The 23,204-nt window shown below is 69.9% G+C and carries 24 protein-coding genes and 1 tRNA gene; 13 read left to right on the top strand and 12 right to left on the bottom strand.

From position 1 onward, the window contains the following. Positions 1–123: 123 nt before the first annotated feature. The gene (locus tag EJ913_RS08250) at positions 124–951 is read left to right on the top strand and encodes a response regulator (RefSeq protein ID WP_126996653.1); all 828 of its coding nucleotides are present in this window, start codon (positions 124–126) and stop codon (positions 949–951) included. Positions 952–978: 27 nt separating this feature from the next. Here the strand turns inward: EJ913_RS08250 and EJ913_RS08245 are convergent, their stop codons facing one another. Next, complete coding sequence (locus EJ913_RS08245) at positions 979–1,188, bottom strand: cold-shock protein (RefSeq protein ID WP_126996651.1); 210 nt, start codon at positions 1,186–1,188, stop codon at positions 979–981. Between the two features lie 239 nt (positions 1,189–1,427). Beyond that, positions 1,428–2,858 (bottom strand): sigma-54-dependent transcriptional regulator, encoded by a 1,431-nt coding sequence (locus EJ913_RS08240; RefSeq protein ID WP_126996650.1) that lies wholly within the window; start codon positions 2,856–2,858, stop codon positions 1,428–1,430. 256 nt (positions 2,859–3,114) lie between these two features. Here EJ913_RS08240 and coaBC point away from each other — a divergent pair, with 256 nt between their 5' ends. From coaBC to EJ913_RS08220, 4 genes are all read left to right on the top strand, one after another. After that, the gene (coaBC, locus tag EJ913_RS08235) at positions 3,115–4,338 is read left to right on the top strand and encodes a bifunctional phosphopantothenoylcysteine decarboxylase/phosphopantothenate--cysteine ligase CoaBC (RefSeq protein WP_126997092.1); all 1,224 of its coding nucleotides are present in this window, start codon (positions 3,115–3,117) and stop codon (positions 4,336–4,338) included. A gap of 160 nt (positions 4,339–4,498) precedes the next feature. Further along, the gene (gene dut / locus EJ913_RS08230) at positions 4,499–4,951 is read left to right on the top strand and encodes a dUTP diphosphatase (protein WP_126996648.1); all 453 of its coding nucleotides are present in this window, start codon (positions 4,499–4,501) and stop codon (positions 4,949–4,951) included. An 85-nt stretch (positions 4,952–5,036) separates the two neighbouring features. Next, entirely contained in the window at positions 5,037–5,423 is a 387-nt protein-coding gene (locus EJ913_RS08225) for an Hpt domain-containing protein (protein ID WP_244939288.1), read from the top strand. A gap of 229 nt (positions 5,424–5,652) precedes the next feature. After that, positions 5,653–7,920, top strand: a complete 2,268-nt coding sequence (locus EJ913_RS08220) for a PAS domain-containing sensor histidine kinase (protein ID WP_238521854.1) — start codon at positions 5,653–5,655, stop codon at positions 7,918–7,920. 80 nt (positions 7,921–8,000) lie between these two features. Here EJ913_RS08220 and cysK read toward each other — a convergent pair whose 3' ends face one another. Both cysK and EJ913_RS08210 read right to left on the bottom strand, forming a co-directional pair. Further along, a complete protein-coding gene (gene cysK / locus EJ913_RS08215) occupies positions 8,001–8,960 on the bottom strand; it encodes a cysteine synthase A (RefSeq protein ID WP_126996642.1) in 960 nt (319 codons plus the stop codon). 75 nt (positions 8,961–9,035) lie between these two features. Beyond that, on the bottom strand, positions 9,036–9,491 hold the full coding sequence (locus EJ913_RS08210) for an RrF2 family transcriptional regulator (protein ID WP_126996640.1): 456 nt from the start codon (positions 9,489–9,491) through the stop codon (positions 9,036–9,038). Positions 9,492–9,758: 267 nt separating this feature from the next. Between EJ913_RS08210 and EJ913_RS08205 the strand changes: the two genes are divergently transcribed. Beyond that, entirely contained in the window at positions 9,759–10,487 is a 729-nt protein-coding gene (locus tag EJ913_RS08205; protein WP_126996638.1) for an SAM hydrolase/SAM-dependent halogenase family protein, read from the top strand. Between the two features lie 12 nt (positions 10,488–10,499). On the opposite strand, the gene EJ913_RS08200 is transcribed toward EJ913_RS08205, so the two are convergent. Beyond that, positions 10,500–11,726, bottom strand: coding sequence for an adenylate/guanylate cyclase domain-containing protein (locus EJ913_RS08200; protein ID WP_126996636.1), 1,227 nt, complete (start codon positions 11,724–11,726; stop codon positions 10,500–10,502). Between the two features lie 117 nt (positions 11,727–11,843). Here EJ913_RS08200 and EJ913_RS08195 point away from each other — a divergent pair, with 117 nt between their 5' ends. Further along, positions 11,844–12,401, top strand: a complete 558-nt coding sequence (locus tag EJ913_RS08195; RefSeq protein ID WP_126996634.1) for a NifU family protein — start codon at positions 11,844–11,846, stop codon at positions 12,399–12,401. 164 nt (positions 12,402–12,565) lie between these two features. Here the strand turns inward: EJ913_RS08195 and EJ913_RS08190 are convergent, their stop codons facing one another. From EJ913_RS08190 to EJ913_RS08170, 5 genes are all read right to left on the bottom strand, one after another. Then, a complete protein-coding gene (locus EJ913_RS08190; RefSeq protein WP_126996632.1) occupies positions 12,566–13,255 on the bottom strand; it encodes an ABC transporter permease in 690 nt (229 codons plus the stop codon). Positions 13,256–13,259: 4 nt separating this feature from the next. Then, complete coding sequence (locus EJ913_RS08185; protein ID WP_126996630.1) at positions 13,260–13,964, bottom strand: ABC transporter permease; 705 nt, start codon at positions 13,962–13,964, stop codon at positions 13,260–13,262. A 268-nt stretch (positions 13,965–14,232) separates the two neighbouring features. Then, complete coding sequence (locus tag EJ913_RS08180; RefSeq protein ID WP_126996628.1) at positions 14,233–15,069, bottom strand: transporter substrate-binding domain-containing protein; 837 nt, start codon at positions 15,067–15,069, stop codon at positions 14,233–14,235. A 93-nt stretch (positions 15,070–15,162) separates the two neighbouring features. Further along, the gene (locus EJ913_RS08175) at positions 15,163–15,972 is read right to left on the bottom strand and encodes an ABC transporter ATP-binding protein (RefSeq protein ID WP_126996626.1); all 810 of its coding nucleotides are present in this window, start codon (positions 15,970–15,972) and stop codon (positions 15,163–15,165) included. Between the two features lie 111 nt (positions 15,973–16,083). Continuing rightward, a complete protein-coding gene (locus EJ913_RS08170) occupies positions 16,084–17,766 on the bottom strand; it encodes a putative transporter (RefSeq protein ID WP_211098911.1) in 1,683 nt (560 codons plus the stop codon). A 458-nt stretch (positions 17,767–18,224) separates the two neighbouring features. Here EJ913_RS08170 and ccmA point away from each other — a divergent pair, with 458 nt between their 5' ends. Further along, positions 18,225–18,905 carry a heme ABC exporter ATP-binding protein CcmA gene (gene ccmA / locus EJ913_RS08165; RefSeq protein ID WP_126996624.1) on the top strand — a complete coding sequence of 227 codons (681 nt, stop codon included), beginning with the start codon at positions 18,225–18,227 and terminating at the stop codon, positions 18,903–18,905. Continuing rightward, on the top strand, positions 18,902–19,567 hold the full coding sequence (gene ccmB, locus EJ913_RS08160; protein WP_126996622.1) for a heme exporter protein CcmB: 666 nt from the start codon (positions 18,902–18,904) through the stop codon (positions 19,565–19,567). The genes ccmA and ccmB overlap by 4 nt, the downstream gene beginning before the upstream one ends. Positions 19,568–19,585: 18 nt before the next feature. On the opposite strand, the gene EJ913_RS08155 is transcribed toward ccmB, so the two are convergent. Together EJ913_RS08155 and EJ913_RS08150 are read right to left on the bottom strand one after the other, a co-directional pair. Beyond that, positions 19,586–20,164 (bottom strand): glutathione peroxidase, encoded by a 579-nt coding sequence (locus EJ913_RS08155; protein ID WP_404322605.1) that lies wholly within the window; start codon positions 20,162–20,164, stop codon positions 19,586–19,588. Between the two features lie 184 nt (positions 20,165–20,348). Then, a tRNA-Ala gene (locus tag EJ913_RS08150) sits at positions 20,349–20,424 on the bottom strand. A gap of 235 nt (positions 20,425–20,659) precedes the next feature. Between EJ913_RS08150 and EJ913_RS08145 the strand changes: the two genes are divergently transcribed. From EJ913_RS08145 to EJ913_RS08130, 4 genes are read left to right on the top strand one after another with little or no spacing between them, the layout of a single operon-like run. Next, complete coding sequence (locus EJ913_RS08145) at positions 20,660–20,944, top strand: YggT family protein (RefSeq protein ID WP_126996620.1); 285 nt, start codon at positions 20,660–20,662, stop codon at positions 20,942–20,944. Next, entirely contained in the window at positions 20,944–21,279 is a 336-nt protein-coding gene (locus EJ913_RS08140) for a DUF167 domain-containing protein (protein WP_126996618.1), read from the top strand. Before EJ913_RS08145 ends, EJ913_RS08140 begins: the two co-directional genes overlap by 1 nt. Before the next feature lie 2 nt (positions 21,280–21,281). Continuing rightward, entirely contained in the window at positions 21,282–22,187 is a 906-nt protein-coding gene (gene folD / locus EJ913_RS08135; protein WP_126996616.1) for a bifunctional methylenetetrahydrofolate dehydrogenase/methenyltetrahydrofolate cyclohydrolase FolD, read from the top strand. Next, entirely contained in the window at positions 22,184–23,176 is a 993-nt protein-coding gene (locus tag EJ913_RS08130; protein ID WP_126996614.1) for a magnesium transporter CorA family protein, read from the top strand. The genes folD and EJ913_RS08130 overlap by 4 nt, the downstream gene beginning before the upstream one ends. The last annotated feature ends 28 nt before the right edge of the window (positions 23,177–23,204 follow it).

Raw genomic sequence — 23,204 nt, 5'->3', positions numbered from 1 at the left:
GGAACGCGGCGATTTGAAGCGTCCGACCGTACGGGTCCTGGAAATGGCCCGCCGCCATTGCCGCCTTGCCCCGGCCTGCCTAGAGTGGTGCGGTCCTCGCACGTCCTCCGGGAAACCCGCCCCATGTCTTCGCCCGACCGCCCCGTGGCCCCGGAGCCGGCCCCCGAGTCGCCCCCCGAGCCGCCCGAGTCCCGCCTTGTCCTGGTGGTGGAGGACAGCCCGTTGAACCAGATGATCGTTGCCGCCGTGCTGGCCCAGGCCGGCTACCGCACCGAGACGGCGAACAACGGGCTGGAGGCGGTGATGGCGGCCCAGGCCGGCGGCTTCGACCTGATCCTGATGGACGTGTCGATGCCGGAGATGGACGGGCTGACCGCCACCCGGCTGCTGCGCGGCCTGCCGGGCGCGGCGGGGCTCGTGCCGGTGGTGGCGATGACCGCCGACACCGGCGACGACGACCGCGCCCGCTGCCTGGAGGCCGGGATGAACGACCACGTCGCCAAGCCGATCGACCGCGCCCAGCTGCTCGACACGGTGGCGCGCTGGCTGCGGCCGGCGGACGGGCCGGCGGGGGTGTCGGCCGCGTCCAGCGCGCCGGACGCGGCCGTGGTGGAGGACGGCGTCCTGGACCGCGAGGTCCTGCCCCAGTTGGAGCGGGATCTGGGCGCCGACCTGCTGGCGGAGGTGCTGCGCCAGTTCGTCGACGAAACGCTGGAGCGGGTGGCGCGGATCGCCGGTCAGGCCGACCTCGCCGCCCTGACGCGCGAGGCGCACACGCTGAAGAGCACGGCCGGCACCTTCGGCGCCCAGGCGCTGTGCGTCGCCGCCCGTGCCCTGGAAATGGCCTGCCGGGACGGCGCGGCGGCCGAGGTGGAGGCGCTGCGCGGCGACATTCCCCGCTTGGCGGGCGAGGCCATCGCCGCCTACCGCGCCGCCGGCCGCCTCGGCTGAGGGCGGGCCGGCAAAAGAACGCTTACCTCACTCGACGACGCTGATGTTGACCGCCGAATCCTTGCCGTTGTCGCCGCGCGCCACCTCGAACTCGACCCGCTGGCCTTCCGCCAGGGCGTGCAGGCCGGACCGCTGGACGGCGGTGATGTGGACGAAGATGTCCTTCGCCCCCGCCTCCGGGGCGATGAATCCGTAGCCCTTGGTGGTGTTGAACCATTTGACGGTGCCGCTGGTCATGGGCTTCTCCCCTGGATGATCGATCGCTGACCGCCGGCAAACCACGCGTCGGGCAGGCGGAACCAAGACGATGTGCGGGGAAGCTAGCCGCAGGCTGCGGTTGCGGGCAATTCCATCTCACGGCATAGGACGATCGACGACGCTTTCGTCTTAGGAAATACCCCGATCGCGACGGCGGTTCATTCGGCGGTGTTTCCGGTGATCTTCGCGCGTTTTTGCCGAAGCGCCGCGAACTCCAGTCAGAGCTTGCCTTCCGCTTGCCAGGCCAGACGCTTGCGGTAGATGGTCGAGGCGCTGATCTGCAACAGGGCGGCGGCGCGCGGGATGTTGCCGTCGCAGGCGGCGATGGCGTCCTCGATGGCGTCCTTCTCGACCTCCCACAGCGGCTTGATGGTTTCCGGGGTCAGCGGCGCCGGAAGGCGGGGCGCCGGGGCGGCCGGGACGGGGGACGGAAGCGCCGCCACCGCCGTCGGCGGCACCGGAACGGCGCCCGGCAGGCCCAGCGGCGCCGGCAGCATGTCCAGCCGGACGGTGTCGCCGTCGTGCAGCACCGCGACGATGCGCACGACGTTCTGCAACTGCCGCACGTTGCCCGGCCAATGGTAGTGGCGCAACGTCTGCTCGGCCTCGGGCGAGAACTGGGTGAAGCCCTTGTGCTCCTCCGCCGCGAACTCCGCGAGGTAGTGGCGGGCGATGTCGAGCACGTCGTCCTCGCGCTCGCGCAAGGGCGGCAGGTGGATCGGGATGACGTGCAGACGGTAATAGAGATCCTCGCGGAACCGTCCCTCCTCCACCTCGCGGAGCGGATCGCGGTTGGTGGCGCAGACGATGCGCAGGTCGACCTTCTCCAGCTTCGACCCGCCGACCGGCGTGTAGGTGCCGGTCTGGATGAAGCGCAGCAGCTTGGTCTGGAGGTCGGGTGCCAGCTCGCAGATCTCGTCCAGGAACAGGGTGCCGCCGTCGGCCCGCGCGGCGGCGCCCTCGCGGTCGGCGACGGCGCCGGTGAAGGAGCCCTTCATGTGCCCGAAGATCTCGCTCTCCATGAGATCCTTGGGGATCGCGCCGCAGTTGATCGCGACGAAGGGCTTGGCCGCGCGCTGGCTTTGCCGGTGGATGGCCTCGGCGCAGACCTCCTTGCCGGTGCCGGACTCGCCGGTGATGAAGACGGTGGCGCGCGAGGAGGCGGCGCTGTCGACGATCCGGTACACCGCCTGCATCGTCAGCGACGAGCCGATGAAGCCGTGATACCGCCCGCGTCCCAGCTCCTTGCCGAAGGTGTCGACGATCTGGGCGAGCCGCAGCCGCTCCACCGCGTTGCGCACGGTGATGACCAGCCGGTCGGCGGAGAAGGGCTTGACCAGGAAATCATAGGCGCCGTAGCGCATCGCCTCGACCGCCGCGTTCACCGACCCGTGGGCGGTGATGACGATGACCGCGCAGGGCAGCGCCTGGGCGGCGATGCGACGCAGCACCTCCATCCCGTTCATGTCGGGAAGCTGGAGGTCGAGCAGCACCACCTTGGGCGCGCCGTCCTTGAGCTGTTCCATCGCTTCGGCGCCGGTCTCCACCGCGATGACGGTGTGGGAGTCCTTCTTCAGGAACTCCGCGTAGACGCGGGCCAGCGAGGGGGTGTCTTCGATGAGAAGAACGGGGATGGAACCGACGGGCATGCTGGGTGGGGCACGCAAGAGGAAGGTGGCGGGAGCGGTGGCTGTCCCATGTCTACCAGATCCGCCCCGGAATCCCACCCCGTACAAACAGCAGTATGTCTTGAAACAGACAAAAACCCTTCGCGAAGCAAAATTGCGCGAAGGGTGCCCCCGGAACCCGCGCTTGTCGCGGCCGACGCGATGGACTATCAGCAGCCGGGCGGGTTTTCCGCTGTCCTAACCGCGCGCGAGGGAGGCGGCCTTGACCGATCACGCCATGACCGATCACGCCATTCTGTCCGGCAAGCGGGTGCTGCTCGTGATCGCGGGCGGCATCGCGGCCTACAAGAGCCTGGACCTGATCCGCCGCCTGCGCGAGCGCGGCGTGACGGTGCGCGCGGTGCTGACCAACGCTGGCGGGCGCTTCGTCACGCCGCTGTCGGTGCAGGCGCTGACCGAGCACACCGTCTACCAGGATCTGTGGTCGCTGACCGACGAATCGGAGATGGGGCACATCCAGCTGTCCCGCGCGGCGGATCTCGTCGTCGTGGCGCCGGCGACCGCCGACCTGCTGGCGCGGATGGCGGCGGGCATGGCCGACGATCTGGCCGCCACCGTGCTGCTGGCGACCGACAAGCCGGTGCTGGTGGCGCCCGCGATGAACGTGCGGATGTGGCAGCACCCGGCGACGCAGGCGAACATGGCTCTCCTGGAGCGGCGCGGCGTGCGGCGCGTCGGTCCCAACGAGGGCGTCATGGCCTGCAACGAGTACGGTCCCGGCCGGATGTCCGAGCCCATGGAGATCGTCGACGCCATCGCCGCGCATTTCGCGGACGCCGCGCACAAGCCGCTGGCCGGCCGCCGCGCGCTCGTCACCAGCGGCCCGACCCACGAGCCGATCGACCCGGTGCGCTACATCGCCAACCGCTCCTCGGGAAAACAGGGCCACGCCATCGCCGGGGCGCTGGCCCGGCTCGGCGCCGCCGTGACGCTGGTCAGCGGTCCGACCCGCCTGCCCGACCCGCCCGGCTGCGCCGTGGTGCCCATCGAGACGGCGCGCGAGATGCTGGCGGCCTGCGAGGCGGCGCTGCCCGCCGACGTGGCGGTCTGCGCGGCGGCGGTCGCCGACTGGCGCGTCGCCGGGGCGTCGGACCGCAAGCTGAAGAAGGACGGCGGCGGCCCGCCGGCCCTGGCGCTGGCCGAGAACCCGGACATCCTCGCCACCCTGTCCAAGGCCGGCGAACGCCGCCCGGCGCTGGTCGTCGGCTTCGCGGCGGAGACCGGCGACGTGGTGGCCACCGCCACCGCCAAGCGCGCCCGCAAGGGCTGCGACTGGATCGTCGCCAACGACGTGTCGCTCGGCACCACCACCTTCGGCGGCGCCGACAACACCGTCCACCTCATCCGCGAAAGCGGCGTCGAGTCCTGGCCGACCATGGGCAAGGACGCCGTCGCCGCCCGGCTGGCCGAGGCGGTCGCCGCGCATTTCCAGACGGTGTAGTCCGCGCCCGTGCCCCCTCCCCATCCCTCCCCCGCTTGTCAGCGGGAGAGGGGGCCGGACCTTTGCCGGCGTTCGGCGGAGTTCCCTCTCCCGCGCAGGCGGGGGAGGGTTAGGGAGGGGGCCATCGCACCCACAAAGACACCCACCCCAGGAGTTCCCCATGCCCACCGTCAAATTCCTGCGCCTGCCCGGCAACGACGACTTGGCCCTGCCGTCCTACGCCACCGCCGGGGCCGCCGGCTTCGACCTGCGCGCCGCCGTTCCGGCCGGCGAGACGCTGGTGCTGGCGCCGGGCAAGCGGGCGCTGGTGCCGACCGGCTTCGCCGTCGGCCTGCCGGAAGGCTGGGAGATGCAGGTCCGCCCGCGCTCCGGCCTCGCGGTGAAGAACGGGGTCACCGTGTTGAACACCCCGGGCACCGTCGATTGCGATTACCGTGGCCCGGTCGCCGTCTGCCTGGTCAACCTCGGCGAGGAGCCCTTCGCCATCGCGCGCGGCGACCGCATCGCCCAGGCGGTGATCGCCCAGGCCCCCCAGGCCGAACTGGTCGAGGTCGCGGATCTCGACGAGACCGCGCGCGGGGCCGGCGGCTTCGGATCCACCGGCGTCGCCTGAACGGCCGGCTCTGGACGCCCGTCCCACCATGCCGCTACCCTCGACGCAACCGGCCCGCCCCACGCCCACCCGCCGAGGTTCCGCCATGCCGCCGCCCGATCCGTCCTTCCCCGCTCCAGCGCCGGTGCTCGACCTCGACCACCTGCGCCTGACCTTCGGGGCGCTCGACGCCGACACCGTCGCCATGATGGATTTCTTCCTGGAGACCACCGCGCCCGCGCTGGCGCAGGCGCGGGCGGCGCTGACGGCCGGCGATGCGGACACGGCGCGGGCCGCCGCCCATTCCGCCGCCGGGGCCGCGCGCACGGCGGGGGCGCGGGCGCTGGCCGTCCATTGCGCCGCGCTGGAGACCGCGCTGGTCGCCCGCCGCCCGGCGGAAGCGGAACACCACGCCCAAGCGCTGGAACCGGCCTTCCAGGCTGTCAAAGACGCCATCGGGGACCTGAGGCGGGCAGTGGAGGCGGCGTCTTGACGCAACTTGACCGCCGGCTTCCACTCTTTGGAGGGGTAGGCCTTGGAAAACCCGCAACGGATGCGCGGCTTGCTTGTCGGTCGGGGATGCCTGGACTACTCTCCCTCGCGTGGATGCGTGTCCCAAGCCACCCCCTCCGATTCCGGCTGCGCTTGGGCGGGGGGTGTGTCTTGACCCTTTCGGCGATGGGTGATCGCCGGCATCGCTGGCGTTGGCGGGGGTGGTGAGCGTGGCCGGCTTTGGCGGATTTTTCTGGAACAAGGAAAGCCGGCGCCAAGCGGAGCGCGCGGCGGCCGACCGCGACCGGCTGGAGGCCATGCTGGCGGCCGCCCCGCATCCCTGGTGCGCCTGGGACCGGACGGGGACCGGCACCCTGTCGGCCGAGGCCCGCGCCCTGCTGGGCATCGTCACCCCCGACGAGTTCGTCGGCGCGCTGGACTCCCCCGGCCTCGCGGAATCGCTCGACCGTCTGCGCCGCGTCGGCGAGGCCTTCCGCTGCAACGCCGGGACCCGCGACGGCCGCCGCCTGATCCTGACCGGACGGCGCGGCAGCGGCCGCAGCGCCGAGCGCTGCGACGTGGTGTGGATCGAGGACGTCACCGCCACCCAGGCCGAAACCCGCGACCGCGAGGCCGCCTGCGACGCCGCCCAGGCCGGGCTCGCCGAGCTGCGCGCCGCCGCCGATGCCCTGCCGATCCCGGTCTGGCTGCGCGACCGCGACCTCGGCCTGTCCTGGTGCAACCGCGCCTACGCCCGCGCGGTGGACGCCGAGCCCGCCGCCGTGGTGTCTGGCCAGAAGGAGCTGGCGGCGGGCGTCGCCGGCCGCGCGCTGGCCGAACGGGCGCGCAGCGGCGGCTTCGCCCAGTCCGAGCGCGTTCCGGTCGTCATCGGCACCGAACGCCGCCTGCTGGAGGTGACCGAGGCCCCGGTTCCCTTCGGCGCCGAGGTCGGCACGCTGGTGGTCGGCTACGCCCTGGACCTCACCCCGCTGGACGAACTGCGCGGCGAACTGAACCGCCACCTCGCCGCCCACGCCGAGGTTCTGGAGCGGCTGGGCACCGCCATCGCCATCTTCGGGGCGGACACGCGGCTGAAATTCTTCAACCAAGCCTACGCCCGGCTGTGGGATCTCGACGAATCCTGGCTGCGCAACGAGCCGACCAACGCCGAACTGCTGGAGGAGCTGCGCGCCCGCCGCCGCCTGCCGGAATACGCCGACTACCAGACCTTCAAGCGCGAGCGGCTGACCCGCTACACCCATCTGGTGGAGCCGATGGAGGAGCTTCTGCACCTCCCCGACGGCGCCACCCTGCGCCATCTGGCGGCGCCCCACCCGCTGGGCGGGCTGATCACCATCCTGGAGGACGTGACCAACACGCTGGCGCTGGAATCCTCCTACAACACGCTGATCGCCGTGCAGCAGGAGACGCTGGACAATCTGGCGGAGGGCATCGCCGTCTTCGGCGGCGACGGTCGGCTGAAGCTGTCCAACCCGGCCTTCGCCCGCGTCTGGGATCTGGCCGACGAGGATCTCCAGGGCGAACCCCACATCGCCGACGTGATCGAGCGCATGCGCCCGCTGCTGGTCAGCGCCCCCCCCGCCGGGACGGAGACCGACGGCGCGGACGGCGTCTGGGACGCGCTGAAGGAGGAGCTGATCGGCGCCACCCTGGAACGCACCGTGCGGTCGGGCCGGGTGGAGCGCAGCGACGGCTCGGTGGTGGAGTTCTCCACCCTGCCGCTGCCCGACGGGGCGGTGCTGAACAGCTACCTCGACGTCACCGACGGCGCCCGGCTGGAGCACGCGCTGCGCGCCTCCAACGCCGCGTTGGAGGCCGCCGACCAGTTGAAGAGCGAGTTCATCGCCAACGTCTCGCACCACCTGCGCACGCCGCTGAACGGCATCATCGGCTTCGCCGAGGTGCTGGCGAACCAGTATTTCGGCGAGTTGAACGCGCGCCAAATGGAATACGTGAAGGGCACGCTGCACGCCGGCGAGCGGCTGCTGGAGCTGATCGACGACGTGGTCGACCTGACCAGCCTGGGCGCCGGGGTGACGACGCTGGAGCGCGGACCGGTCGACGTTCCGGACCTGCTCGACTCGGTCGCCGGGCTGACCCGCGAATGGGCGCGGCGCGAGGGGCTGAAGCTGGAGGTCGTGGCGCCGTCGGCGCTGGGCGAGATGGAAGGGGACGGCAAGCGGCTTAAACAGGCGCTGTTCACGCTGGTGGTCGGCGCCATCCGCAACCCGCCGGCCGACCGCCGCATCCGCCTCTACGGCGAGCGGCTGAACGGCACGGTGACCCTGTCGGTCAGCGGCGCCGCCGCGCCCGGCGACAAGGATCCGCAAGGCGCCGCCGCGCTCGGCCTGTCGCTCGCCCGCAACGTCGTGGAGCTGCACGGCGGCCGGCTGGAAATGGACGAGACCACCGGGCGCGGCGCCCACATCCGCTGCGTCATGCCGGTGCGGGCGCCGGTGAACGGCATCCAGGCCTGACGCAAAAACGCCCGGCGCAAGGCCGGGCGTTCGCGACGGGAAGGGCGCCGTGGACCGCGACGCCCCACCGGAAGTGCCGGTTACTCCAGCCCTTCGAACAGGGCGGTGGACAGGTAGCGCTCGGCGAAGGACGGCAGGATCACGACGATCTGCTTGCCCTCGTTCTCCGGGCGGGCGCCCAGCTCCAGCGCGGCGGCGAGCGCCGCGCCCGACGAGATGCCGACCGGAACGCCTTCCAGGCGGGCGACCTTGCGGGCGGTCTCGAAGGCGCGCTGGTTGGAGATGCGGATCACCTCGTCGATCAGATCCTTGCGCAGGATGTCCGGGACGAAGCCGGCGCCGATGCCCTGGATCTTGTGCGGGCCGGGCATGCCGCCCGACAGGACCGGGCTGTCCTCCGGCTCCACCGCGACGACCTTGAAGCCGGGCTTGCGCTGCTTGAGCACCTCACCGACGCCGGTCAGCGTGCCGCCGGTGCCGACACCCGAGATCAGGATGTCGGCCTGACCGGCGGTGTCGTTCCAGATTTCCTCGGCGGTGGTGACGCGGTGGACCGCCGGGTTGGCGGTGTTCTTGAACTGCTGGAGCAGATAGGCGTTCGGGTCGGCCGCCAGGATTTCCTCGGCCTTGCGGATCGCGCCCTTCATGCCCTCCGAGGCCGGGGTCAGCACCAACTCGGCGCCCAGCAGCTTCAGCATCTTGCGGCGCTCGACCGACATGCTCTCCGGCATGGTCAGGATCAGCTTGTAGCCCTTGGCGGCGGCGACGAAGGCCAGCGCGATGCCGGTGTTGCCCGAGGTCGGCTCGACCAGGGTGGTGCGGCCGGGCGCGATGGTGCCCGCCGCTTCCGCCGCCTCGATCATGGCGTTGCCGATGCGGTCCTTGACGCTGGCGAGCGGGTTGAAGAACTCCAGCTTGCCGAGGATCTGCGCCTTGACCCCGGCCTCGTCCGCCAGACGGCTCAGACGCACCAGCGGCGTGGCGCCGATGGTGTCGAGGATGCTGTCGTAGACCTTGCCGCGGAACTCGGGAGCAGCCATGATTCCACCTCTTTCCTTTGTCTTTCAGACGATTTCAACACCCTGGAGCGAATTTACCCACTCCGACAGGGGGAATCAAATCGTAAAGTCGATGCGGTCTTCCGTTTCGCTCTCCACCCCGGCGGCCCTGGCCCGCATGCACAAATCCTCGATGGTGACGGTGTCGAGCTGCTTCATGGTCTCTTCCTGAAGCTCGCCCCACAGCGGGCGCACCACCTTGTGGCCCAGGATGGAGCCGGCGGGTTCCTCGATGGGATCGGTCGCGGTTTCCATCGAGCGGACGACCTTGACGATCTCACCCAGCGTGATCCGCCGCCGCTCGCGCGCCAGCCGGTAGCCGCCGCGCGGACCGCGCACGCCGGCCAGCACGCCGTCGCGGACGAGCTGCTGGAGCACCTGTTCCAGGTAACGCTTGGGAATGCCCTGACGGCGGGTGATCTCTCCGGACTGCACCGGCTCGGTGCCCGCGTTGTAGGCGATGTCGAGAACCGCCTCGATGGCGAACATCAGCTTCTTGGAGATGCGGAGCATCACGGCCACTCCTGAGGTTCCGTTGGGTTTTCCAGGCGCGGGAGGCCCGGCTGCGGTCCGAGGGCCGGAGGATCGTTCGAGCCTCCCCCAACTCGGACTGTTGGTTGGAAAATGTTTTACATCGGCAAAGCGGTAATTCACAAGATGATTTGTCGCGCTCTGCGTAACGCGTGGGGGGGAGGCCGTGTCGTGGGATGGGGAATTGTGGGAGGGGCACCACGCTTCCGTCCCTCCCCCTCCCGGTCGCCCCGCGCTACACTCCCGCCCATGATCGTCCTCTTCACGGATTTCGGCCTGTCCGGCCCCTACACCGGACAGGTCAAGGCGGTGCTGGCGCAACAGGCGCCGGGCGTGCCGGTGATCGACCTGTTCGCCGACGCGCCGGCCTTCGATCCACAACTTTCCGCCTATCTGCTGGCCGCCTACGCGCCCGCCTTTCCGGCGGGGAGCGTGTTCGTTTGCGTGGTCGATCCCGGCGTCGGCACCGACCGCCGGCCGCTGGTCGTCGAGGCGGACGGGCGGCTGTTCATCGGCCCGGACAACGGCCTGTTCGAGATCGTCGGCCGCCGTGCCGCCGCCGCCCGCGCCTGGACCATCGAGTGGCAGCCGGAACGGCTGTCGGCCAGCTTCCACGGACGCGACCTGTTCGCCCCGGTCGCGGCGCGGCTGGCGACCGGGCAGACCGTGGTGCGTAAGGAGATTCCCGTGTCGGTCATCGCGCGTCCGGACTGGCCGGACGATCTGGCGCGGATCGTCTACGTGGACGTCTACGGCAACGCGATGACCGGCCTGCGGGCGTCGCAACTTCCGCCAGATGCGGTCCTATCCGTTGGGAATCAACAGCTTGAGCGCGGCCGGACCTTCGCGGACGCCGGGCCGGGCGGGGCGCTGTGGTACGGGAATTCGAACGGTCTGGCGGAGATCGCCGTCAACCGGGGCCGCGCCGACACCCGGCTCGGCCTGCGGGTCGGGTCGGCGGTGACGGTCGGGTCGTAAGCCTATCCTTACCTACAGACGCAGCTCGTAGACCGCGACGGTGCCGGAAAGCCCCTTGACCGGATGGTCGCCGATCGAGTCCAGCCAGTGGCGGCCCCCCGGCGCGACCAGCGTGGCGAAGTCGGCGGAGGTCAGCACCGTGCGCTCCAGCCGGCCGCACAACCCCTCGATCCGGCTGACCAGATTGACCGCCGGCCCGATGACGGTGAAGTCCAGCCGCTCGGTCGAGCCGATGTTGCCGTACATGACCTCGCCGACGTGCAGCGCGATTCCGCAGCGCAGGGTCGGCTGGCCCCAGGCGGCGCGCTCCGCGTTCTGGACCGCCATGGTCGCCAGCGCGTCGGCGGCGGCGTCCAGCGCCCGGAGCGCGGTGGCGGTTTCGTCACCCTCCTCGCCGAAGGGGAAGATCGCCAGCATGGCGTCGCCGATGAATTTCAGGATCTCGCCGCCGTGGCGCTCCACCGCGTCGCCCATCGACTCGAAATAGCCGTTCAGCAGGGCGATCAGCTCCTCGCGCGGCAGGCGGTCGGCCAGCGCGGTGAAGCCGCGCAGGTCGCAGTACCACAGCACGGCGCGGACGTTGGCCCCGGTCCCACGCCGGATGTCGCCGGACAGGATCAGCGCGCCGGTCTTGCGCCCGACATAGGTGTCCAGCACCGTCGCCGCCAGCCGGCGCAGCGCCAGCGTCTCCAGCACGGCGCCCAGCGCCGGCAGCAGGGCGTCGAGCAGCGCCAGATCCTCGGTGGAGAAGCCGCCCGCCCGCTCGGTGACGAAGCTGATGGCGTTGCGCCGCCCGCCCGCGAACAGCACGGCCATCGCGGCGTAGTCGGTGGCGCCCTCGGCGCGCAACTCGCCCAGCACCGGGTAGGGCCAGGGCGCGGCCATCCGCTCCAGCGGGTAGCGCATGCCGACCGCCCCCTCCTCGATCAGGGCGGCGAAGGGGCTGGAGAGGTAGGCGTCCGAATGCTCGGAGCCGTGGGGAGCGGTGATGGTCTCCAGCGCCTCGCCGTTCCGGCGCCAGCGGTAGACCATCGAGCGGATCTGCGGGTGCAGCAGTTGCAGCACCAGCACGCAACGCGCCAGCGGCACGCCCATCGCGTTCAGCCGGCGGCAGAAATCCTCCACCAGCGACTCGGCGTCGGGCGCGTGGCGTCCCTCGGCCAGAAGCCAGACGGAGACCGACGCGGCGTCGTGCGGCTCCGGGGTGGGCGGGGACGGGTCGTTCGGTGGCGTTGTCACGACGGAAATAGCCCCAAAGGCGTAACAGGACCGATCCGGTGCTTGATCCGGCCGGGGATTCTGCCCAAATTTCAGAAGCGCCGCCAGTCCAGTTCGGCGCCGATGGAGGATAGCACCATGTTCATTCAAACCGAGCAGACGCCCAACCCGGCGACTCTCAAGTTCCTGCCGGGGCGAGACGTGCTCGGACGCGGCGCCGCCGACTTCACCAGCCGCGAGGACGCCGTCCGCTCGCCGCTCGCCCAGCGCCTGTTCGAGATCGACGGCATCGCGGGCGTGTTCCTGGGCGGCGATTTCGTGACGATCACCAAGACCGACGCCAAGGACTGGTTCCTGCTGAAGCCGTCGATCCTGGGCGTCATCATGGAGCATTTCACGGCCGACCGCCCGGTCCTGCTGAGCGACGCCGGCGACGGCCACGCCGCTGCGGCCAGCGAGGACGACGACGAGATCGTCGAGCAGATCAAGGAGCTGCTGGACACCCGCGTCCGCCCCTCGGTGGCGCAGGACGGCGGCGACATCACCTTCCAGGGCTTCGAGAAGGGCGTGGTCTATCTGGCGATGAAGGGGGCGTGCTCGGGCTGTCCCAGCTCGACCGCGACGCTCAAGCACGGCATCGAGAACATGCTGCGCCACTACATCCCCGAAGTGGTCGAAGTCCGCGCCGTGCAGTGAGGGGATTGAGCCCTTCTCCCCTTGCGGGAGAAGGGTTGGGATGAGGGGTATTCCGCCGGAGGCGGAAAGTTTCCGCCCCCTCACCCCAACCCCTCTCCCACGAGGGGAGAGGGGCTTTCGCGAATGTTGCCTTTGGAGTTGAAAGCTTTAAGGCGGGCTTTTCTCTACGCCCGCGCCCGCAGATAGGGCGTCAGCCGCCATTCCGCGTATTTGATCAGCCGCGAGGCGACGAAGTTCAGGATCAGGTAGATCGCGCCCGCCACGATGAACAGCTCGAACACCGCGAAGGTCTGCGCGATCATCCGCCGCGCGATGCCGGTGATCTCCATCAGCGTGATGGTGCTGGCGAGCGAGCTGGCCTTGACCATCAGGATCACTTCGTTGCCGTAGGCCGGCAGCATCTGGCGGACCGCCACCGGCAGCACGATGCGGCGGAAGGCCAGCGCCCGCGACATGCCGCAGGCCCGCGCCGCCTCGATCTGCCCCTGCGGCACCGACAGGATGGCGCCGCGCAGCACCTCGCTGGTGTAGGCCCCGGTGTTCAGCGTCAGCGCCAGGATCGCGCACCACATCGGCTCGCGCAGGACAGGCCACAGGATGCTGTCGCGCACGAACTCGAACTGGCCCAGCCCGTAGTAGATCAGGAAGATCTGCACCAGCAGCGGCGTGCCGCGGAAGACGAAGACGTAGGCCCCGGCGATCCACTCCACCGGCCGGTTGCCCGACAGGCGCAGCAGCGCGACCGCGAAGGCGACCACCGCCCCCAGCGCCAGCGAGCCGCCGATCAGCTGCAGCGTCAGCCCCATGCCGCCCAGCATCCGGGGCAGGCTGTCCCACATCAATTGCCAGTTCATGGCCTCATGCCCTCCGGACGCCGCGGTTGGCGGTCTGCTCGGCGCGGTCGAACAGGATGGTCGAGACGGTGGTCAGCGCCAGATACAGCACCGCCGCCGCGCTGTAGAACAGGAAGGGCTCGCGCGTCGCGCCGGCCGCCAGATGGGTGGCGCGCATCAACTCGGCCAGCGCCGTCACCGACACCAGCGCCGTGTCCTTCAGCGTGAGCTGCCAGACGTTGCCGAGGCCGGGCAGGGCGAAGCGCATGGTCTGCGGCACCAGCACCCGGCGCAGGATCAGCCAGCGCCCCATGCCGCAGGCGCGCGCCGCCTCGATCTGGCCGAAGGGCACCGAGCGCACGGCGCCCCGGATGACCTCGGTCGAATAGGCGCCGGAGATCAGCCCGACCGCGACGACGCCGATGGTGAAGGCGTTCAGCTCCACCCGCCCGTCGTAGCCGAAGGCCGAGGCGATGGCGCTGACCACCCCGTTGCCGCCGAAGAACAGCAGGTAGATGACCAGCAGTTCGGGAATGCCGCGCACCACCGTGGTGTAGACATCGGCCAGCGCGTTGAGAATCAGGCTGTGGCTCAGCTTCGCCGAGGCGCCCAGCGATCCCATGACGATGCCGAAGGCGAAGGCCGACACGGCGACCGCGACCGTCATCGCGGTGCCCGTCAGAAGCTGCCCGCCCCAGCCGTTGGGACCGAACGAAAGAAGTTCCAGCATGGCGCCCCGGAATTGCCCAGCCCAATCGGCTTGGCTTGAATCATGCCAGCGGCTGTGAAGCCCGGCCTCCGCGTCCGTCATCCCCGCGCAGACGCATGGGCGTTCACGCAAGCCCTTCTCCCCTTGCGGGAGAAGGGTTGGGATGAGGGGTATTCCGCCGCAGGCGGAAAGCTTGCGCCCCCTCACCCCAACCCCTCTCCCGCGAGGGGAGAGGGGCTCAATGAGCGCTTGCGAAGGCTGCGCGGGGACCGGACTCTGTTCCAGCCGATCAATTCGGGGTGATGTCGTACCCGAAATGCTGGGTGCTCAACTTCTTGACGGTGCCGTCCTTCAGGGCCTCGCCGATGGCCGTGTCGAACAGTTTCTTCAGGTCCGCGTCGGCCTTGCGCAGGCCGACGCCCATGCCCTCGCCGATCACGCCGCCGATGATGTTCGGGCCGACGACGACCATCTTGCCGGGCTCGGCCTTGACGATGGCCTCGACCACCGAGCGGTCGCCCAGGATGGCGTCGACGCGGCCCGAGGCGAGGTCGATGCCGGCGTTGTCCATCTTGTCGTAGGACCGCATGGACACCTTCGACAGGTGCTTCTCCATGAAGTCGATGTGGATGGTCGAGACCTGCACGCCGACCGACTTGCCCTTCAGGGCCTCGGCCAGCTTGTCGATGACCGGCTTGGCGGCGGCCTCGTTGTTCAGGTCGCTGCGGTCAACGCCGATGTTCAGGCTCTTGGCCAGCGGCGAGGCGGCGGCCACCGCGAAGACCGACGGCTCGGTGCCGTAGGGGACCGAGAAGTCGATGACGTTCTTGCGCTCGCCCGTGATGGTCATGCCCGACATGATGGCGTCGTACTTGCCCTGCTGGAGCGCCGGGATGATGCCATCCCAGTCCTGCGCCACGAACTCGCAGGTGACCTTCATGCGCTTGCACAGGTCGTTGCCGAGGTCGACCTCGAAGCCGATCAGCTTGCCCGAGGGGTCGGTCGCGTTCCACGGGGGATAGGCGCCCTCGCTGGCGATGCGGACGGTCTTCCATTCCTTGGCCCCGGCGGTGCCGGTGACCGCGAGCAGGGCGCCCAGCGCCAGAGTCGCGACGATCGTCTTCACGGACTGCACTCCTTTGTTCGGATTTGCCCTTGTTTGAATCGGGCTGGTTCGAAGCGTCACGATTTCACACAAACTTTCAAGCGAAAGCGTATCTCAGGCGGCACCCGACAGGTGGCGCGAGAGGAATTGCCGCACCCGGTCCGAGTCGGGGTTGGTCAGCACCTTGTCCGGCGCCCCCTCCTCCTCGATGCGGCCCTGGTGCAGGAAGACGACCTTGGACGCCACCTCGCGGGCGAAGCCCATCTCGTGGGTCACCAGGATCATGGTGTTGCCCTCGTCGGCCAGTTGGCGGATGACGCGCAGCACCTCGCCGACCAGCTCGGGGTCGAGCGCGGAGGTCGGCTCGTCGAACAGCATCACCTTGGGCTGCATCGCCAGCGCCCGCGCGATGGCGGCGCGCTGCTGCTGCCCGCCGGACAGCTGGACCGGGTAGGAATCGGCCTTGGCCAGGATGCCGACTTTGTCGAGCAGCATGCGGGCGCGCTCGACCGCTTCCAGCCGGGGCACGCCCAGCACGTGGATCGGCGCCTCGATGACGTTCTGGAGGATCGTCATGTGGGTCCACAGGTTGAAGCTCTGGAACACCATGCCGAGCTTGGTGCGGATGCGCTCGACCTGCCGGGTGTCGGCGGGAACGGTGACGCGGCCGCCGCGCGCCTTCTTCAGCCCGATCGCCTCGCCGCCGATGACGATGCGGCCCTCGTCGGGGATCTCCAGCATGTTGATGCAGCGGAGCAGCGTGCTCTTGCCCGATCCCGACGAGCCGATCAGCGTGATGACGTCGCCTTCCCGCGCGGTCAGCGACACCCCCTTCAACACCTCCAGCTCGCCGAACCGCTTGTGAAGGTCCTCCACGACGACGGCGGCGGACGCGGTGTCGCTGACGGGCGGGTGTCGATGCATGCGGGGGAACCGGCTCGGTTGTGGACTTGGCGGGTGGCGACTTGACCAATGCGGCACAGGCTAGACCGGGCCGACCGGGTTCCGCAACGCGGATTTCACAATTTCAAGGGGTCACACCCACAGAAGCAGGACGATCACCTGCGGCGCCAGGATGCGCAGGCACATCGACAGCGGGTAGACGGTGGCGTAGGCCAGCGCCGGAGCCTCCGACGCGACCAGCGCGTTGGCGTAGGCCAGACCCGGCGGGTTGGTCTGCGCGCCGGCCAGCACGCCGCAGATGGTCAGGAAGTTCAGCTTCATCACGCCGCGCGCCACCAGCCCGGTGACCAGCAGCGGGACGATCGTCACCAGCACGCCCCACAGCATCCAGGGCCAGCCGGCCCCGCTCGCCAGCGTGTCGACGAAGCGGTCGCCCGACATCACCCCCAGCACCGCCAGGAACAGCACGATGCCGATCTCGCGCAGCGCGAGGTTGGCGGCCGGCGGCATGAACCAGACCAGCGGGCCGATGTGGCCGATTCGCGCCAGGATCAGCGCGACGATCAGCGGTCCGCCCGCCAGTCCCAGGCGCAGCGGCGCCGGCATGCCGGGCAGGAAGATCGGGATGGCGCCCAGCGCCGCGCCCAGCGCGATGCCGAGGAAGACCGGGATCATCTCGACCTGCTGCAACCGGCGTTCGGAGTTGCCGAAGACGCGGCCGACCGCGCGCAGGCTGTCGGGCTTGCCGATCACCGTCAGGATGTCGCCGAACTGGAGTTTGAGCGCGGCGGTCGGCACCAGCTCGATGCCGGCGCGGTTGACCCGGCTGACCACCACGTCGTGCGCGTCCTGAAGGTTCAGCGCGGCGATGGACTTGCCCAGCACGCCGTTGGCGGTCACCACGATGCGCTCCCATCGCAGGTCGGTGCCCTTGGTGGTCAGGGGGATGTCGGACACCTGGCCCAGCAGCAGGCGCGCCTGTTCCAGCTTGGGGCGCGGGCCGACGACGTGCAGCACGTCGCCCAGCCTGAGCCGCGTGTCGCCGTGCGGCACCTGGAGGCAGCCGTCGCGCAGCAGCCGCGAGGCGACCAGCCCGTGGGAATTCAGGATCTCGACCGACCCCAGCGCCACCCCGTCCAGCGCCGGGTTGCGCACCGCCAGATCGAGGGTTTCCAGCGCCGAGACCTCCGACTTGCGGCACTCCTCGAAGGCTCTGGCCTCGGCGTCGGGATCGATGCGGAACAGGATGCGGACGCTGGCCATCGCCAGCAGGTTGCCGGCGATGCCGAAGGGGTAGGTGACGGCGAAGGCCAGACCCGGCAGCGCCATGATCGCGGCGTCGGCCCCGACCTCCTTCAGCACCTGCTGGGTGGCGGCCAGCGCCGGGGCGTTGGTGACGGCGCCGGTGAAGACGCCCAGCGCCGAGCCCAGCGACAGGACGCCGCTCATCGCCAGCAGCGCGGTCAGCGCGACGCTGAGCGTCACCATCAGCAGCGCCAGGAGGTTGAGCGCCAATCCGCTGCGCCGCAGGGCGGCGAAGAAGCCGGGGCCGACCTGGATGCCGATGGTGTAGACGAACAGGATCAGGCCGAAGTCGCGGATGAAGTCCATCATCTCCGCGTTGAAGGCGACGCCGGCCTGCTTGGCGAAATGCCCGCCCGCGATGCCGGCGAACAGCACGCCGCCGATGCCCAGCCCCACGCCCCGGAACTTGATGTGGCCCAAGGCCAGCCCGGCGGCCGAGACCAGCCCCAGCATGAAGACCGCCCGCGCGATGGGGGGCATGGCGAGAAAGATGTCCGCGAGGATCGGCATGGCCTGTCTCTGTCGTCTTCATTTAAGGACCGCAGGGGCGGCGCATCGTCGGCGTCCCCCGCGCCCGTCGAGGTGCCGGGCGGGCGGGATCATGTCCCCATCGGGGGCGGCGGCCATTGATTCAAAACAACTGTTTCACGCGCGGGCGCGGCGGTCACAGGATTTGCCCATCGGGCGCGACGGCGACGGCCCTGGGGCACGATCCATCCAAATTTTGCCACTTTCTTGCTTTACCCATGGGGGCAAGCAATCGGCAGCCGCAAGTGTGCACCGGCGTTCCCCCCTGACGCCCCTGCATCGACAGGCCGCCGTTCGACCGAGCTGACACCAGCCAGACCCCGGCTGGACGCGCGGCCATCGCGGGAACCCCCTCGCGATGGCCGTTTCTTTTTTCCGGTCTTCGCGGGGGGCGCGTGTTATAGCAGCGCCTCCGCCAACACCATGTCCGATCCCTTCCCATGCCAGTCTTCGCCGGATCCGAGCTGACCTGCCTGCGCGGCGACCGGCTGGTCTTCACCGATCTGGACTTCAGCCTCGCCCCCGGCGGCGCGCTGGTCCTGCTCGGTCCCAACGGCAGCGGCAAGTCCAGCCTGCTGCGGGTGATGGCCGGGCTGTTGAAGCCGGTGCGCGGGCGGCTGAGCTGGGACGGCGCGACCGTCGCCGACGATCCCGACGCGCACCGGGCCAAGATTCAATACGTCGGGCATCTCGACGCGGTGAAGCCGGTGCTGACGGCGGCGGAGAACCTCGCCTTCTGGGCCGCGCTGGGCGGGGCCGCCGATCCGGCCGCCAACGCCGCCCGCGCGCTCGACCGGCTGGGCGTGCCGCACATCGCCGGGGTGCCGGGGCGTTATTTGTCGGCCGGACAGAAGCGGCGGCTCAACCTGGCGCGGCTGCTGGCGGCGCCGGCGGTGCTGTGGCTGCTCGACGAGCCGACCGTGGCGCTCGACCGCGCCGCCATCGCGCTGTTCGAGGGGCTGATCGCCGAGCACCGCGCCCAGGGCGGCATGGTGGTGCTGTCCACCCACACCGACATCGCGACGCCGGGCGGCGCGGAGCTGCATCTGGACGACTTCACGCCCTACGCGGACGATGAGCATCCAGACGATCATCACCACGAGGGGGAGGACGCGCCGTGAACCGTTTCCTGCGGATGGTCGGGCGCGACCTGCGGCTGGCGCTGCGCCAGGGGGGGGACGCCACCATCGCGGTGATGTTCTTCGTGCTCTGCGTCGTGCTGTTCCCCTTCGGCGTCGGGCCGGAGCCGAACATCCTCGCCCGCATCGCGGCCGGGGTGATCTGGGTCGCCGCGCTGCTGGCTTCGCTGCTGTCGCTGGAGCGGTTGTTCCAGACCGATTACGAGGACGGCTCGCTGGAGCTTCTGTCGCTCTCCTCGCTGCCGCTGGAGGCGGTGGTGGTGGCGAAGACGCTGGCCCATTGGCTGGTCACCGGGGTGCCGCTCATCGTCGCCGCGCCGCTGCTGGCGGTGCTGCTGAACATGGACGCGGCCGGCTTCGGGACGCTGGTGCTGACGCTGCTGGTCGGCACGCCGATCCTCAGCCTGATCGGCTCCATCGGGGCGGCGCTGACGCTGGGCGCGCGGCGCGGGGGCGTGCTGCTGTCGCTGCTGATCCTGCCGCTCTACATCCCGGTGCTGATCTTCGGGGCGGGCGCCATCGACGCCGCCATCCACGGGCTGACGCCGCGCCCGCATCTGCTGCTGCTGGCGGGCATCCTGGCCGGCACGCTGCCGCTCGCCCCCTGGGCCGGGGCGGCGGCGCTGCGGCAGGCGGTGGAGTAGGCGTTCAGGAACAACGGGTCAGGATTTGGGAAGCAGCGCCTCGATGGCGTCGCGGACCTTGTCCGACTCCGGGTCGGTCATGGTCGAGAACCACGACACCAGCTTGCCGTCCGGCCCGACCAGATATTTGTGGAAGTTCCAGCGCGGCTTGGCGACGAAGCCCAGCTCGTTCGCGGCCCAGCGGTAGAAGGGATGGGCGTCGTCGCCCGACACCACCGTCTTGTCGGCCAACGGGAAGTCGATTCGGTAATTGACCTCGCAGAAGTCCTTGATGACCGCCGCGTTGCCCGGCTCCTGCCCGCCGAAATCGTCGGACGGCACGCCGACCACCACCAGCCCCCGGTCGCGGTAGCGCTCCCACAGCGCCTCCAGCCCCTTGTATTGCGGGGTGAAGCCGCATTGCGAGGCGGTGTTGACCACCAGGATCGCCTTGCCGGTGAACTGCGCCAGCGGCAGCGGCTGGCCGTCGATGCCCTTGAAGGTGAAGTCGTAGGCGCTGGCGGCGAGGGCCGACAGCGGCCCCATCACGACGAGCGAGGCGGCGAGCGCGGCGGAGCGGAGGGCGTTGCGGGTCATCGGCATCATCATGGGCGTCATCGCGGGCGATCCATTCGCGACAGGGTCATCTCTGCGCATCGATACGCGGGAAACACCCGGCCGGATCAACCGGCGCGCCGGAAAGGAGTCTTTTGATGCGGATCGTTCGGGGCGGCCCGAAGCGCGGGCATGAAAAAAGCGGCCGAAGGCCGCTTCATCATCGCTTCCCCCTCGAAGGGGAAAATGGTGGAGCCGAGGAGGATCGAACTCCCGACCTACGCATTGCGAACGCGTCGCTCTCCCAGCTGAGCTACGGCCCCACACCATGCCGCCGTGCGGCGTACCGCCCGGCGTGGCGCGGATATTGTCCATGAGAGGGGTGCCTGTCAAGCGCTTGATTCAGGAAAATGCACGGATTGCAGAACGCGCCGGACACGACCATCTCCAAGGACCCGCAGCACTGGACAGCCTTCGCCGCTTGTGCTTAGGGTGCCCGGAAAAGCTGGCGCCCGGCAGGGGCAGCCGCCAAAAAACCGACTATGGAGCAGGCCCGGAATGATCGCGCTGTACATGCTCATCAACACCATACTGGACCTGTTCTTTTGGGTCCTGATCATCTCGGCGGTGCTGAGCTGGCTGGTCGCCTTCAACGTGGTCAACACGCGCAACCGCGCGGTCTACGTCATCGGCGACTTCCTGTACCGGATCACCGAGCCCGTGCTGGCTCCGATCCGCCGGGTGCTGCCCAGCATGGGCGGGCTGGACCTGTCGCCCATCGTCGTTCTGCTGCTGATCTCCTTCGTCCAGAACCTGATGGCGCAGTACTGGCCGCGCTTCTGATGGTTTCCGGCCCGCTGGAGCTGGCGGACGGCGGCCTGCGGCTGACGTTGCGGGTGACGCCCAAGGCGTCGCGCAACGCCATCGCCGGGCTGGCCGACACCGCCACGGGCGGGCGGGCGCTCAAGGTGACGGTCACGGCCGTGCCGGAAAACGGCAAGGCGAACGAGGCCGTCATCAAACTGTTGTCGAAGGCGTGGAAACTGCCCAAGACCAGCCTGACGGTCGTGGCCGGCGCCACCGACCGCAACAAGATTCTGCATGTGGCCGGCGATCCGGCGGCGCTGATGCCCCGGCTGACGGCCCTGATCGACGGCCTTGACGAGGGTGGAGAGTGAGCATGGCGGACGCAAGGATCATCGACGGCAAGGCCTACGCCGCCGGGTTGCGCGCGCGGGTGGCCGACGGCGTGGCGGCGTTGAAGGCCAGCCACGGCGTCACCCCCGGTCTGGCCGTGGTGATGGTGGGCGAGGATCCGGCGAGTCAGGTCTACGTCCGCTCCAAGGAGCGGGCGCTGGTCGAGCTGGGGATGAACAGCTTCGACCACCACGAGGCCGCCGACCTGCCCGAATCCTCCCTGCTGGCGCTGATCGACCGGCTGAACGCCGACCCGGCGGTCCACGGCATCCTCGTGCAGCTGCCGCTGCCCCGGCACATCGACACCCAGAAGGTTCTGGCCCGCATCGTCCCGGAAAAGGACGCCGACGGCTTTCACGTCGTCAACGCCGGCCTGCTCGCCACCGGCCAGCCGGGCGCCATCGTGCCCTGCACGCCGCTGGGCAGCCTGCTGCTGATCCGCGACACGCTGGGCCGCGACCTGAAGGGCAAGCGGGCGCTGGTGCTCGGCCGTTCCAACATCGTCGGCAAGCCGATGGCGCATCTGCTGCTCCAGGCCGACTGCACGGTGACCGTCGCCCATTCGCGCACCGCCGATCTGCCGGAGGAATGCCGCCGCGCCGACATCCTGGTCGCCGCCGTGGGCCGGCCGGAGATGGTGCGCGGCGACTGGATCAAGCCGGGCGCCACCGTCATCGACGTCGGCATCAACCGCGTGCCCGGTCTGGAAGCCGGCAAGACCCGGCTGGTCGGCGACGTCGCCTTCGACGAGGCGGTCAAGGTCGCGGGCGCCATCACCCCGGTGCCGGGCGGCGTCGGGCCGATGACCATCGCCTGCCTGATGCTGAACACGCTGGCGGCGGCCTGCCGCGCGGCGGGCGCCCCGGTGCCGGAAGAGGCCGGCCTTTGATCACCGTCCACGCGCGCGTCGACGGCCGCGTGGTGCGCCAGCCCCTGGGGCTGGGCGAGCCGCTGCCGGCCGACGCGGTGTGGATCGACCTGCTGCGCCCGGACGAGGCGGAGCGCGCCCATGTCGGCGCGCTGACCGGCTGCGACCTGCCGACGCGCGCGGAGATGAAGGAGATCGAGGCCTCCAGCCAGCTCTACACCGAGGGGGAGGGGATCTACATGACCTCCCCCGTCATCTCGCGCGCCACCTCGCCGCACCCGGAGCAGGGCGAGCTGACCTTCGTTCTGACGCCGCGCCACCTGATCACCCTGCGCTACACCGAGCCGCTGCCGGTCATCACCTTCGCCGCGCGCAGCGTCCGCCAGCCTGAACTGCTGGCTTCGGCCGAGGGGGCGCTGTTCGGGCTGCTCGACGCGGTGATCGATCGGGTCGCCGACGTGCTGGAACTGGTCGGCGGGCGCATCGACGAATTGTCGGCCCGCATCTTCGACGACTCGCTGGACGAAGGCGGCTTCGGCAAGGCGGCCAAGAAGCCCGACGAGTTGCAGGATGTGCTGCGCGGCATCGGCCGGGCGGGCGACCTGACCCACAAGGTGCGCGACAGCCTCGCCGGTCTCGACCGGCTGGTGGTGTTCCTCACCTCGGTCAGCGGCGGGCGGCTGAACAAGGAACAGAAATCCGCGCTGAAGACGATGACGCGCGATCTGCGCTCCCTGAACGAGCACGCCGGCTTCCTGGCACACGAGGCGAACTTCCTGCTCGACGCCACGCTGGGGCTGATCAACATCGAGCAGAACGCCATCATCAAGATCTTCTCGGTGGTGTCCGTCGCCCTGATGCCGCCGACGCTGATCGCGTCGGCCTACGGCATGAACTTCAAGCACATGCCGGAACTCGACTGGGAGTTCGGCTATCCGATGGCGATCGCGTTGATGGTGCTGTCGGCGGTGCTGCCGCTCTGGTACTTCCGCCGGCGCGGCTGGCTGTAAGAAGACCCCGTTCGCAGAAGGAAAGACG

The sequence above is a fragment of the Azospirillum doebereinerae genome, assembly GCF_003989665.1.
Taxonomy (GTDB): domain Bacteria; phylum Pseudomonadota; class Alphaproteobacteria; order Azospirillales; family Azospirillaceae; genus Azospirillum; species Azospirillum doebereinerae.
Note: the sequence above shows the minus strand (reverse complement) of the source record. Positions and strands in the feature narration are given on the sequence as shown.

Bases quoted from the DNA above. Each gene is read 5' to 3' on its own strand.
- EJ913_RS08250 (WP_126996653.1), top strand. From the start codon at position 124: ATGTCTTCGCCCGACCGCCCCGTGGCCCCGGAGCCGGCCCCCGAGTCG.
- EJ913_RS08245 (WP_126996651.1), bottom strand. From the start codon at position 1,188: ATGACCAGCGGCACCGTCAAATGGTTCAACACCACCAAGGGCTACGGA.
- EJ913_RS08240 (WP_126996650.1), bottom strand. From the start codon at position 2,858: ATGCCCGTCGGTTCCATCCCCGTTCTTCTCATCGAAGACACCCCCTCG.
- coaBC (WP_126997092.1), top strand. From the start codon at position 3,115: ATGACCGATCACGCCATTCTGTCCGGCAAGCGGGTGCTGCTCGTGATC.
- dut (WP_126996648.1), top strand. From the start codon at position 4,499: ATGCCCACCGTCAAATTCCTGCGCCTGCCCGGCAACGACGACTTGGCC.
- EJ913_RS08225 (WP_244939288.1), top strand. From the start codon at position 5,037: ATGCCGCCGCCCGATCCGTCCTTCCCCGCTCCAGCGCCGGTGCTCGAC.
- cysK (WP_126996642.1), bottom strand. From the start codon at position 8,960: ATGGCTGCTCCCGAGTTCCGCGGCAAGGTCTACGACAGCATCCTCGAC.
- EJ913_RS08210 (WP_126996640.1), bottom strand. From the start codon at position 9,491: ATGCTCCGCATCTCCAAGAAGCTGATGTTCGCCATCGAGGCGGTTCTC.
- EJ913_RS08205 (WP_126996638.1), top strand. From the start codon at position 9,759: ATGATCGTCCTCTTCACGGATTTCGGCCTGTCCGGCCCCTACACCGGA.
- EJ913_RS08195 (WP_126996634.1), top strand. From the start codon at position 11,844: ATGTTCATTCAAACCGAGCAGACGCCCAACCCGGCGACTCTCAAGTTC.
- EJ913_RS08190 (WP_126996632.1), bottom strand. From the start codon at position 13,255: ATGAACTGGCAATTGATGTGGGACAGCCTGCCCCGGATGCTGGGCGGC.
- EJ913_RS08185 (WP_126996630.1), bottom strand. From the start codon at position 13,964: ATGCTGGAACTTCTTTCGTTCGGTCCCAACGGCTGGGGCGGGCAGCTT.
- EJ913_RS08175 (WP_126996626.1), bottom strand. From the start codon at position 15,972: ATGCATCGACACCCGCCCGTCAGCGACACCGCGTCCGCCGCCGTCGTC.
- EJ913_RS08170 (WP_211098911.1), bottom strand. From the start codon at position 17,766: ATGCCGATCCTCGCGGACATCTTTCTCGCCATGCCCCCCATCGCGCGG.
- ccmA (WP_126996624.1), top strand. From the start codon at position 18,225: ATGCCAGTCTTCGCCGGATCCGAGCTGACCTGCCTGCGCGGCGACCGG.
- EJ913_RS08155 (WP_404322605.1), bottom strand. From the start codon at position 20,164: ATGACGCCCATGATGATGCCGATGACCCGCAACGCCCTCCGCTCCGCC.
- EJ913_RS08145 (WP_126996620.1), top strand. From the start codon at position 20,660: ATGATCGCGCTGTACATGCTCATCAACACCATACTGGACCTGTTCTTT.
- EJ913_RS08140 (WP_126996618.1), top strand. From the start codon at position 20,944: ATGGTTTCCGGCCCGCTGGAGCTGGCGGACGGCGGCCTGCGGCTGACG.
- folD (WP_126996616.1), top strand. From the start codon at position 21,282: ATGGCGGACGCAAGGATCATCGACGGCAAGGCCTACGCCGCCGGGTTG.